Source organism: Candidatus Cryosericum odellii (genome assembly GCF_003570935.1).
GTDB lineage: Bacteria > Caldisericota > Caldisericia > Cryosericales > Cryosericaceae > Cryosericum > Cryosericum odellii.
The window spans coordinates 1-11,481 of the sequence record NZ_QXIU01000049.1 but is presented as its reverse complement, the minus strand read 5'-3'; the positions used below and the strand labels follow the sequence as shown (position 1 = coordinate 11,481).

Below are 11,481 nucleotides of genomic sequence, written 5' to 3'. Positions count from 1 at the left end.
GGTCGAAAAGAGAGCAGATCATCGCAGGCGGAGGTCCCGGTCGTGTCAAGAAACAGCACGAAGCCGGCAAGCTGACTGCACGCGAGCGCATCGAACTCCTGCTGGACCTGGGGTCATTCCAGGAAGAAAATGTCTTCGTGAGTCACCGGAATACCGGATTTGGTCTGGACAAGCAGGAATTGCCCGGCGATGGCGTGGTCACAGGTCACGGGTACGTCGATGGTCGCCTGATCTTCGTCTATTCTCAGGATTTCACGGTCGCAGGGGGCTCACTCGGCGAGATGCACGCAGCCAAGATCGCTCATGTTCAGGACCTTGCCGTGAAATATGGAGCTCCCATTGTGAGTATCAGCGATTCCGGCGGAGCTCGCATCCAAGAGGGAATAGACTCGCTGAAGGGCTACGCCAGCATCTTCTACCGAAACACGATCAGTTCAGGAGTCATTCCCCAGATTTCCATGATAGCGGGTCCCTGTGCCGGTGGCGCAGTGTATTCACCAGGTATCATGGATTTTGTCGTCATGACCGAGCAAGCTCGCATGTTCATTACTGGTTCCAAAGTCATCCAGAGCGTAACGGGCGAAGAAGTCACAGACGAGGAGCTTGGGGGTCTGACTGTGCATGCCGAGAAGAGCGGCAACGTTCATCTGGCAGCAGCCAATGATGAGGAGGCTATCCGGCTGATCCGTGAGCTCCTGTCCTACCTGCCTGCGAACAACAGCGAAGACGCTCCTGCGGCGCAGAGCGACGACCCCATCGATCGAAGTACGGCGGAAATCGGGGACATCATCCCTGCGGAAGCGAACAAGCCATACGACGTGCGCAAGGTCATAGGAAGTCTGGCTGACGAAGGCAAGTTCTTCGAGATAGCTGAGGGTTTCGCGAAGTCGATCTGCGTTGGCTTTGCGCACATGGGCGGGCAAGTCGTCGGAGTGGTAGCCAATCAATCTAGGTCGATGGCAGGAGTCCTGAATATCGACAGCTCAGACAAGGCCGCTCGCTTCGTTCGTTTCTGCGACGCGTTCAATATTCCGTTACTCACGCTGGTGGATGTTGGCGGATACCTTCCAGGTGTCGACCAGGAGTACGGGGGCATTATCCGGCACGGAGCCAAGCTTCTCTACGCTTTCTCGGAGTGCACTGTGCCCAAGGTAACTGTTATCCTCCGCAAGGCATATGGTGGAGCGTACATCGCGATGTCATGCCGGGATCTTGGCGCAGATTTCGTGTTTGCTCTTCCATCGGCCGAGATTGCTGTAATGGGGGCGGATGGCGCTGCCCAGATCATTTTCTCGAAGGAGATCCGCGAGGCTTCAGATTCGGAGGCCACCCGTCAAAAGCTCATCGCCGACTACAAAGACAAGCTCTATAACCCATATGTGGCCGGAGAGCGGGGTCTCGTCGATGACATTCTTGAGCCATCTCAGCTCAGAAGCCGCATTATTCGTTCCTTCAGAGCCGCTGTAAACAAGCGCGAGGAACGACCGACGCGCAAGCACGGGAACATTCCGCTCTAGGAAGGGACAACATGATTCGTATGGATTTGCACGGACAGGACGTGACCGACGAGGAGTTGGCTGTTGTTGCAGGTGCAGCGTTGGCTGCGGTCGAAGAAGAGGACATTCCTGCGTTCCTGTCTGATTTGACGAGTCTCGACGACAGCTCTGCAGCAGCAGTGCTAGGCGCGATGGCCGCTGCCGGAGTGTCGTTCCACCAGTTGGAACCACCATTGCCCACTGCCAATGTGGCATGGAGACGGCCACCATATGAACAGTCAGTCAGGCCACGCTGGCGCTGACGAGAGGACAAACCATGAAAAAATACAGGATCACTGTTAATGGCAAGACGTTTGACGTTGACGTAGAAGAAGCAGGAGCAGGAGTCCAGAAACTCGAACATTCGCCAGTATCAATTCCGGAGGCCGTTGCTTCTGCTCCGGTTGTTGCCCCCGCTCCAGCGCCCGTACCTGCACCCAGGACAGTGTCGGCTCAGGCACCTGCTGCGAGCCCGACGGCCCCAATACCCGTTGCTTCGGCAGGCGGTGTGACAGCCATGAAGTCGCCACTGCCTGGCAAGATCCTGAAGGTCATTGCCACTCCTGGGAGTTCGTGGAAGAAGGGCGATACCTTGCTTATTATCGAAGCCATGAAGATGGAGAACGAGATTCTTGCTCCACGTGATTGTACGGTGGAGGAAGTTGCTGTCGAGTCCAACCAGACTGTCAAGACTGGGGATCTTCTGCTCAAGCTTGCCTGAGAGGCAGTAGCCTGCTCGGTCGGAACGCTCTTCGGAGACATTGGCTCACGAGGAGCGTTCCGCATTTTTGGAGAACTCGCCTGGTCTGGTACAATGACTGCAGGAAGCACACTTCGAAAAAAAGCGGGGTAGCGTATGACAGACTTGCTGCGTGGTATTGTCGGTATGGCAGACTGGCGTGTATGGGCGATGTTTGGCGTCGGTCTGGCGCTTATTTGGCTCGCAGTGAAGAAGGAGTATGAGCCGAACCTCTTGTTACCCATGGGATTTGGCTGCCTGCTGGCCAACATCCCGTTTTCGTCAGCGGTCGGTGGTGGCTTCCTGGACGTCTTGTTCAAGGGCGGTATCACGAATGAGCTTTTCCCCATCCTCATCTTCATCGGCGTGGGAGCAATGATCGATTTCGGTCCACTTCTACAGGATCCCGAGATGTTGTTCTTTGGAGCAGCAGCGCAATTCGGGATCTTCTTTACGATGATGCTGGCTCTGTTGGTCGGGCGTATCCCCGGCGTCACGGGTATTCCAGGTCTCAGAGAAGCTGCTGCAATTGGAATCATCGGGGCAGCCGACGGACCGACGGCGATTTATGTCGCTACGCGGTTTGCTCCGGCATTGCTGGCCCCGATCACCGTGGCCGCCTATTCCTATATGTCGCTTGTCCCAATTATTCAACCACCGATCATTCGGGCACTCACGACCCGCGAAGAGCGCATGATTCACATGGAGAACCCTGAACACGAGGTATCGAGGACGGTGAAAGTCATCTTTCCCATTGCTGTGACCCTTATCGCCGGTATCATAGCGCCCATGTCCGTGGCTCTCATCGGCAGCCTCATGTTTGGTAACCTGCTGCGTGAATCCGGGGTAACGGAGCGTCTTTCCAAGACTGCTCAGAATGAGCTTTCCAGCTTGGTAACCATCCTGTTGGGCATCACGATAGGGTCGTCTATGGGAGGAAAGCAATTCCTGAATCCGACGACGCTCCTCATCATCGCGATGGGTCTCATTGCCTTCGTGTTCGATACGGCGGGTGGAGTCCTCTTCGCGAAGTTGATCAACCTGTTCCGGAAACGAAAGATCAACCCGATGATCGGTGCGTGCGGCATATCGGCGTTTCCGATGTCTGCCCGCGTCATCCAGAAGATGGCGCAGCAGGAAGATGGCAGTAACTTCATCATCATGCATGCCGTTGGGGCAAACGTGGCAGGGCAGATCGCCTCCATCATTGCAGGAGGTCTGATCCTGGCCCTGGTACGATAGGAGGTAGCCATGGATACTGTTGTTGCTGAGGGTCTGCGCATCAGCGGACTAAGCTATATCCTCATCTTTGCCGTGCTGGGAATCTTCTACGGTCTCATCAAGCTTCTGTTGAGGATCCTCCCCCGAAAAGATGATTCCACGTAATCGGCAACACGAGTTTCCGACGGTAGCGGACTCCTAAAGGAGGGATAAGTGATCAAGTCTCGAACGATCCTCGCCTTTACCATAGTCCTGACGATGTTGATGTCCGGTTGTGGTCCGCGCACCGTTGTGCAGCCCACGATCATCTCGGGGACCATCAAGCCTGTGGCCATGATCGCTCAGGCTATCGCTGGTACCGCGTTGCAGGTCCAGGTTCTTGCTGGAGACAATGGGGCGCCTCTCCAGAATGTGAAAGAGCTTGTGTCCAAGAGTGCTGTCGTTTTCCAGACCGGAGCCTCCGTCGACGCATGGTCCAACGAGATGGAGCAGGGGAGCGTGCGCTTCGTCAGTCTCTCTGCCGCTTTGGATAAGGGCACTCCGGGCTGTTCCTGGTTATCTTTTCGAGATGTCGCAGACATGGCTCGCCTGATGCGCGATACGCTGGATGTTATGTACCCGGAGCTGAAGGAGCAGTTCGACTCGCGATATGCAGCGTTCGTGGACCAGTGCAGCCAGGCGGATGGGCGGCTGAAACGGTTGGTCTGGAGTGCTGGTACCAGGGCGTTTCTGGCAGGGGACACAACGTGGTCAAGCGCAGCCAGGGACTATGGGCTGCAGGTTGTGGTTCAGCCGGACCTGAAGGGTCTTGATCTCTCGGGGGCAGAGGCGGCTTCGAGAGTTGCTGGCTGGGGGTCCGGAGCGAAGACCAAGGTCGTAGTCGTGAATGTTGCTCCTGGAGGCAGCACCGGAGTCAGTCGACAGTTAAACGGTATCGTTGCCTGCAGTCTGGACGCTCTTGGTGCAACGGCTAAAGGTGCCTTTGTGCCCTGGCTTGAAGGTCAGCTGACTCTGCTTGGATCGGCGATCGGGAAGTAGGTACACGCAGGCCGCGATGCAGGAGCCCAGCACCTCTCAGAGAGGTCGACGGTACTGTTCTGGACTGTGACGGTTTCTTGATATTCTATCGCTTTTTGCCCCCATGCATTCTATAATATTTGCGCAGGAAGGGCTGGTAGACGTCGTTTGGTACAGAGTGTTTCTGGTTAGTTCTGTTTTGCATGGTTGGTTCCAGGAGTGGCTCTGTGAGTATTGCAGGGCATTCTGCACGAACGTATGTCATGGAACCACGAATCTGTGATCGAGGTCTGGAAAGGGGAGGAAACATGAAGGAAGTTTATGAAGTCAGAATGCATGGGAGAGCGGGCCAGGGAGCCAAGTCGGGGTCCCAGTTGCTGGCTGAGGCGGCGTTCAGGGAGGGCAAGTATATCCAGTCGTTCCCTGAATACGGGTCTGAGCGTCGTGGGGCTCCGACCGTTTCTTATACCAAAATTGCCGACAAAGTACTCAGGAGTCATGAGCCAATTGTCAACCCTGATGTCGTCCTGGTGCTCGATTTTGGCATCATGCGTTCCATTGCGGTTGCAGCGGGCTTGCCCGACACTGGCATCCTCATCGTCAACACCAAGGTCTGTTCCGCTGAGATCAAGAAGTTGGCGCAGTTTGACGGCGCCCTCTACGGTGTCGATGCTACCGGCATCTCACTGGAATTGCTCGGTATGGATACACCGAACGTGCCGATGTTAGGGGCTCTTGTGAAGTTGACTGGCATTGTCAAGATGGAGTCACTGGAGTATGTCTTGCGCGAGCACTTCCTGCCAAAGATAGGAGAAGAGAAAGTCCAGAAGAATATCAGCATGCTCCGAAAGGGCTATGAGGAGGTGTTCAAATGAGCGAAAGAAAGACATGGCAAGAACTTGAACTCGGTGTAGAGCTGCCACCAGCCACATCGCTTGGTTACAAGACCGGTGGTTGGCGTGTTCTCCGTCCTGTCTGGAACGCTTCCGAATGTATCCATTGCATGATTTGTGTAAACTACTGTCCCGATATGGCTATTCCCGTCACCAAGAGCGACGAAGGAGTCGCTGGAAAGGGCGGACGCATGTTCAAAGGGGCCATACGCGTGGAGACAAACCTCGATTATTGCAAGGGATGTGGTATCTGCGCGCATGAGTGTCCATCTAAATGTCTCAGTATGGTTCGCGAAGAAGAGGCTGAGCAAGCCTCTTGCAAGTTGTAGAGGAGGGAACAACTATGGGAGTCAGGAAAGCAATTACTGGTGCTGAGGCTGCTGCGGAGGCGATGCGACAGATTAATCCCGATGTTGTCGTGGCCTATCCGATCACGCCCCAGACACCAATCGTAGAGCAGTTTGCGAAGTACGTCGCAGATGGAATTGTCGATACAGAGATGGTGCCCGTCGAGTCAGAACACTCCGCCATGTCGGCAACCGTCGGGGCAGAGGCAGCAGGTGCTCGAGCAATGTCAGCGACGTCGTCGCAGGGGCTTGCGCTCATGTGGGAGATCGTTGCTGCTACGCCGGGTCTGCGGTTGCCAATTGTCATGCCACTTGTCAACCGCACGATCTCGGCTCCCTTGAATATCCACTGCGACCATTCCGACGTCATGGGCATTACTACTCTTGGTTGGATCCAGATCTTCAGTGAGAATGCCCAGGAAGTCTACGAAAACCTGCTGCTTGCCATCCGTGTTGCAGAAGACACGAGGGTGCAGCTGCCGGCCATGGTCAATCAGGACGGATTCATCACCAGCCACGCTGTCGAGCCAGTCGAGATCTTCGACGATGCTGCTATTCGAGCGTTTGTCGGAGTTCGCTCTCTGGACAGAGGGCTTCTCGACTTGCAGCATGTCCGGACGGTGGGGGCAATGGTCCTGCCTGACTACCTGCTTGAGGTAAAGCGTGCTGAAGAAGAAGCGATGAAGGGTGTCTTTGAGGTGTATGCCGAGGTGGGGAAAGAGTTGTCCGCCATTACCGGACGCCAGTATCCCTTCTTCGAGACGTACAGGACCGACGACGCGGATGCGGTCATCGTCGTCCTGAACTCAGCGGCCGGGACTGCGAAGGTTGCTGTCGACGCCATGCGGGCACAAGGCAAGAAGGTGGGTCTGCTCAAACCGATCCTGTTCCGTCCGTTCCCTTATGCTGAGGTCCGTGACGCGCTGAAGGACGTTCCGGTTGTCGGTGTTCTCGATAGATCGATGGATTTCGGCGCTTATGCACCCGTGTACACCGAGATACGGAATGTACTGTACGAACTGGACAAAAGACCTGCGACGCAGAGCTACATCTATGGGTTGGGCGGCCGCGACATCATGACTACCGAAATCGAAACTGTTTTCGAGGAACTGCTGTCCGGCAACCTCGATCCACAGCACCAGCGGTATATCGGACTGAGGGGGTAGTTGAGATGCCTACACTTCAAGAGATTGCACTCAAGACGGCCGGGACGGATGCACGCATCGTCTCCGGTCACCGTATGTGTGCCGGCTGCGGCATTGCTTCCGTAGTCAAGAACGTCCTTGCGGCCTCGGACAAGCCGGTCATTGTGGTCAACGCGACAGGGTGCCTGGAGGTGACAACGGCTGTTTATCCATTCACCGCGTGGAACACTCCGTGGATGCATCTGACGTTCGAGAACGCTGCTGCAGTGGCAGCGGGAATTGAGTCTGCTTACAAGTCACTCAAGCACCGTGGCAAGATCGACAGCGAGGTCAACATTCTTGCGGTCGGCGGCGACGGCGGCACGTACGACATAGGATTTCAGGCTCTGTCCGGAGCGCTTGAGCGTCAGCATAAGTTCATGTATCTTGTCTACGACAATGAGGGCTACATGAACACTGGCAACCAACGAAGCGGCGCAACCCCGTTTGGCGCCAGCACATCGACCGTTCCGGCGGGAAAGGTTAGTTTCGGCAAGCCGCAATGGAGAAAGAACCTTGTTGAGATTGCAGCCGCTCACCGTATTCCGTATGTCGGCCAGGCAGCAGTTCACAACACGCTGGACCTGTATAAGAAGGCACAGAAGGGTTTCAATGCTGATGGTCCGGCCGTTCTTGCCGTTCTGCAGCCCTGCACGACCAACTGGTCCTTTGATCCCGCACTCACCATGCAATATTCCAAGCTGGCTGTCGAGACCAACTTCTGGCCACTGTACGAGATCGAGAACGGTGTCGTGCACATTACCACCAAGCCCTCCAACCGCAAACCAATCGAGGAGTTCCTCAAGGGGCAGAGCCGCTTCAAGCATCTGTTTCGGCCGGGTAACGAGCACGTCATTGTCGAGATGCAGAAGATGATCGACGACGAGTGGGCTCGTCTGCTTAAGATAGAGGAGTCCGGCATCCAGTTTTAAAACGCCTGAGTCTCGCGCGTTGTATTCGTCAGCCCACTGGCTACAATAGCGGTGGGCTGATTGTATCAGAGGAGCAACGCAATGGAAACAAAGATCGTGTTCTACTCTGTTATGGGGCGTTCCCGAATGGTAGCCGATGGGGTAGTGGTGGCGCTGGATTCCCCACTCTTTGGTCTTACCGATCGCTACAGCGCGTTACCTGCCGGATGGAAGCGTGCAGCGAGGCGGGCAGTCCGGGGCTTTGATCTGGGAGTACTGACCACCCCCAACGTTTCGTTCGATAGAGGGGATAGGCTCGTTCTCGTTTTTCCGTACTGGAATGGGGCTATCGTACCTGCGGTATCGGGATTTGTTCGCTCGATCGGGCTGGCAGGCGTCACCGTATTCCTGGTGATGACACGTCGATTGAGCGGCGGTGATGAGCTGATCTCCCAGCTCGAGGATGACATTGTCAGGCAGGGAGGAACGATTGGCGGGGTTTTCAGCCTTCGCACGCTGTGGCGGGCGCAGCAACGCCTTCGATCACTTGGAAGTCGTGTTGGACAGCACATTGCGCGGGAAGCGCAAGGAGCGCCGTTCAGTCTCCAGGAGTTGCTGGAGGATGCAATCGAGGATGAGGTCGAAACACGTGCTCGCTACCTGCAACTCATTGAGATGACCCCCAACAGGCGTCTGAAGACAACATTCAGTTTGCTCGCAACCGGTGAAGCTGCCCACGCTCAGTTGTTGCAGCAGTTGTACCGTGCATACACGGGCGTTGTCTATGAGCCACACAGGGAAGCGATCGCCTCCCTGAAGTCAGGACAGGTTCTCGACTACAGTGCTCTGCTCCAGGGACTCGGCGTTGTCGTGGAAGCCGAACGCAAGGCTATCATGGGATACCGTGCCATTGCTGAGCGGTACTCCAGTCAGCCCGATGTGGTTCGCCAGACACTAGTGCTAGCCCGTTCTGACGTCCAGCACTATAGAGACATGAGAGGCTTGTACAACAAATTGAGCCGCCATCACTCTACGCGTTGACGCGCATTCACCTCTTTTTCACGTGTTGACTTTGCCCTGTTTGTGATAGGCTGAAAGAAGTAATCCTGTGCATTCGAGGCTGTTCTTGGTCACAGCAGGAAGAGGAGGCAGGCAATGATTTATCTTGACAACTTTCGCAGTACGATGGTCGCGCCTGAGGTCTGGGCAGCGATGCGTACTGCTGCTATTGATGAATACGCGGTACCGGCAGCATTCACGCAGTGCGGCACTGGCGCCGCAGAACTCGTAGAGAGAGCACAGAACCGGCTTGCAGCCGCCATTGGAGCGTCGCAGAATGAGGTCGTGTTCACAGGAAGTGGCACTGAAGCCATCAACATCGCCCTGTGGGGCTCGACGTGGGCGCAGGCAGTCGACAAACCAGAGATCGTGACCAGCGAGATCGAGTACCCTGCTACGCTCGCGGTGTACAAGGCACTGGAGAAGGAAGGCTACCGGGCTCACTACATCAAGGTCGATGGTGAGGGAAAGTATGATCTCGACCAGCTTTCCTCGGTCCTTAATGAGCACACGGCGATGGTCAGTCTGATGGGTGTCAACCACATGATCGGTACGATCGAACCTCTGGCACAGGCAGGAGCAATCATTGCCGAGGCGTCACAGCACGTGGGCCGCAGGATTCCATACCATGTGGATTTCGCCAGCGCCCTGCAGACGCAGCGGTTGGATGTCGACGCGGTGAAGGCAGACCTGGTGAGCTTCTCCAGCAACAAGATCCATGGTCCGAAGGGTGTTGGCGCTCTCTACGTACGAAAGGGCACGAAGATACGCCCCATTACCTTTGGCTCGGAGTCGTACTCTCCACTTGTTCCGGGTACACCCAACACGATGGGCATTGCGGGATTCGACAAGGCCGTCGAGTTGCTGTACGCGACCTTCGACAAGGATGTTGAGCACATGCGAAGCCTCACCGACCGACTTGCGGCCGGTATTCGTGAGCGTATTCCATACATCCTGCTCAATGGGCCGGATGGCGCCGGAAGGGCCGCGTCGCATCTCTGCTACAGTTTCCTGTTCATCGAGGGCGAGGCGATCATGATGTTCCTCGACATGGATCACATCGTGGTCGACACAGGTTCGGCCTGCGCGGCTGCGACATTGAAACCGAACTACATTCTCATGGCGATCGGGCGCAATCACGAAGAGGCGCATGGCTCGATTCGCTTCACGTTGTCTCGATACAGCACGGAGGCTGACGTCGATACTGCTCTGGCAAAGCTGGTTCCGATCGTGGAACGCTTGCGCGCTCAGAGCACGATCAGGCCGCCTGCGCAATAAGGAGGTACCATGGCAATCAAGTACACTGCGAAAGTCATCGAACATTTCAAGAACCCACACAACATCGGCGTGATCGAGAATGCCGACGCCTGTGCCACTGAAGGGTCGCCCGCATGCGGAGACGAGATCACGGTCTACCTCAAGATCGACAAGGCGACCGACCGTATCGAGGATGTGAAATTCCAGTCCTACGGTTGTGCCTCCAATATAGCCACAGGTTCCATCATCACAGACTTGGCCAAGGGCAAGACGATCGATGAGGCTGAGGCGATCACGTGGAAACAGGCTGCCGACGAGCTGGGGGGTCTCCCTCCCGTGAAGATGCACTGCTCGGTTCTCGCTGTCGACGGACTCCGGTCTGCCATTCGCAAGTACAAGAAAGAAATGAAGGGCATCGACTATGATTCCACGCTTGACGTCAAGACCGTGACCGAGGAACTGAAGCATGTGTTGTGGCCGCCAGTCGGGGTCGATGTCATCACGCTCAAGATGGTCAAGTACATCGGCATTGACCAGGGTGCGGTGAAGGTCGAAATCAGTGTTGGTTCTGACGACAAGTTCCTGGACCCGACGATTAACGAGATCGTCGAGCATGTCAGCAAGATCCGTGGGGTCAAGTCGGTTAACGTCGAGAACGTCTAAATGTTGTCCACATCGTAGTAAACTCAATCTGCTTGGAGGGAACCATGATCGATTTTCGTTCTGATACTGTTACGAAGCCTACACAGGCTATGCGGGACGCCATGGCGACGGCGGAGGTCGGCGACGACGTCTACCGCGAGGATCCTACTGTCGTCAGACTGGAAGAACTGGGCGCAAAAATGCTGGGCAAGGAAGCTGGTCTTTTTATGTGTTCAGGCACGATGGGCAATCAGGTCGCCATCATGACGCACACGCAGCGTGGGGACGAGCTTATTACGGAAGCCGAGAGCCACATCTTCTACTATGAGGTTGGCGACATCGCAATGTTGTCGGGCGTTCAGGCTCGGCAGATCCCAGGCAAGCGGGGCGTCATGGATCCTGATGACGTCAAGCATGCCATTCGTGACTCCAGCAATATTCATTTTCCACGGACGTCCCTTATTGCTATCGAAAACACTCACAATCGAGGTGGGGGCAAGGTATGGCCCATCGAGTACGTGCGCGAGATATCGGCAGAGGCGCAAGAGCGCGGCATTGCAGTGCACATGGATGGAGCGCGGATTTTCAATGCATCGGTCGCTTCTGGCATCACACCGGACGTGTGGGCATCCTATGCCGATTCTGTCATGTTCTGTCTTTCCAAAGGCTTGTGTGC

Annotated in this window: 14 protein-coding genes; all 14 read left to right on the top strand. The window is 55.8% G+C overall.

Going from position 1 to position 11,481, the window contains the following annotated elements:
* A partial coding sequence (locus tag SMC5_RS01885; protein WP_119119360.1) for an acyl-CoA carboxylase subunit beta occupies window positions 1–1,517 on the top strand: 1,517 nt, incomplete at its 5' end.
* A gap of 11 nt (window positions 1,518–1,528) precedes the next feature.
* A complete protein-coding gene (locus SMC5_RS01880; protein ID WP_119119359.1) occupies window positions 1,529–1,798 on the top strand; it encodes a hypothetical protein in 270 nt (89 codons plus the stop codon).
* Window positions 1,799–1,812: 14 nt separating this feature from the next.
* Window positions 1,813–2,256 (top strand): biotin/lipoyl-containing protein, encoded by a 444-nt coding sequence (locus SMC5_RS01875; RefSeq protein ID WP_119119358.1) that lies wholly within the window; start codon window positions 1,813–1,815, stop codon window positions 2,254–2,256.
* Between the two features lie 135 nt (window positions 2,257–2,391).
* Entirely contained in the window at window positions 2,392–3,516 is a 1,125-nt protein-coding gene (locus SMC5_RS01870) for a sodium ion-translocating decarboxylase subunit beta (RefSeq protein ID WP_119089757.1), read from the top strand.
* Window positions 3,517–3,525: 9 nt separating this feature from the next.
* Entirely contained in the window at window positions 3,526–3,660 is a 135-nt protein-coding gene (locus tag SMC5_RS11370) for a hypothetical protein (protein ID WP_279386304.1), read from the top strand.
* 48 nt (window positions 3,661–3,708) lie between these two features.
* Complete coding sequence (locus SMC5_RS01865; protein WP_119119357.1) at window positions 3,709–4,533, top strand: metal ABC transporter solute-binding protein, Zn/Mn family; 825 nt, start codon at window positions 3,709–3,711, stop codon at window positions 4,531–4,533.
* Between the two features lie 287 nt (window positions 4,534–4,820).
* Complete coding sequence (locus tag SMC5_RS01860) at window positions 4,821–5,387, top strand: 2-oxoacid:acceptor oxidoreductase family protein (protein ID WP_119119356.1); 567 nt, start codon at window positions 4,821–4,823, stop codon at window positions 5,385–5,387.
* Complete coding sequence (locus SMC5_RS01855) at window positions 5,384–5,734, top strand: 4Fe-4S binding protein (protein WP_119119355.1); 351 nt, start codon at window positions 5,384–5,386, stop codon at window positions 5,732–5,734. The genes SMC5_RS01860 and SMC5_RS01855 overlap by 4 nt, the downstream gene beginning before the upstream one ends.
* 14 nt (window positions 5,735–5,748) lie before the next feature.
* Entirely contained in the window at window positions 5,749–6,918 is a 1,170-nt protein-coding gene (porA, locus tag SMC5_RS01850) for a pyruvate ferredoxin oxidoreductase (RefSeq protein WP_119119354.1), read from the top strand.
* 5 nt (window positions 6,919–6,923) lie between these two features.
* Window positions 6,924–7,868 carry a thiamine pyrophosphate-dependent enzyme gene (locus SMC5_RS01845; RefSeq protein WP_119119353.1) on the top strand — a complete coding sequence of 315 codons (945 nt, stop codon included), beginning with the start codon at window positions 6,924–6,926 and terminating at the stop codon, window positions 7,866–7,868.
* Between the two features lie 81 nt (window positions 7,869–7,949).
* On the top strand, window positions 7,950–8,888 hold the full coding sequence (locus SMC5_RS01840) for a ferritin-like domain-containing protein (protein ID WP_119119352.1): 939 nt from the start codon (window positions 7,950–7,952) through the stop codon (window positions 8,886–8,888).
* Window positions 8,889–9,002: 114 nt separating this feature from the next.
* The gene (locus SMC5_RS01835; RefSeq protein ID WP_119119351.1) at window positions 9,003–10,184 is read left to right on the top strand and encodes a cysteine desulfurase family protein; all 1,182 of its coding nucleotides are present in this window, start codon (window positions 9,003–9,005) and stop codon (window positions 10,182–10,184) included.
* A gap of 9 nt (window positions 10,185–10,193) precedes the next feature.
* Window positions 10,194–10,826 (top strand): iron-sulfur cluster assembly scaffold protein, encoded by a 633-nt coding sequence (locus SMC5_RS01830; protein WP_119119350.1) that lies wholly within the window; start codon window positions 10,194–10,196, stop codon window positions 10,824–10,826.
* Between the two features lie 44 nt (window positions 10,827–10,870).
* On the top strand, window positions 10,871–11,481 hold a 611-nt coding region (locus tag SMC5_RS01825; RefSeq protein ID WP_133299141.1), incomplete at its 3' end, for a threonine aldolase family protein.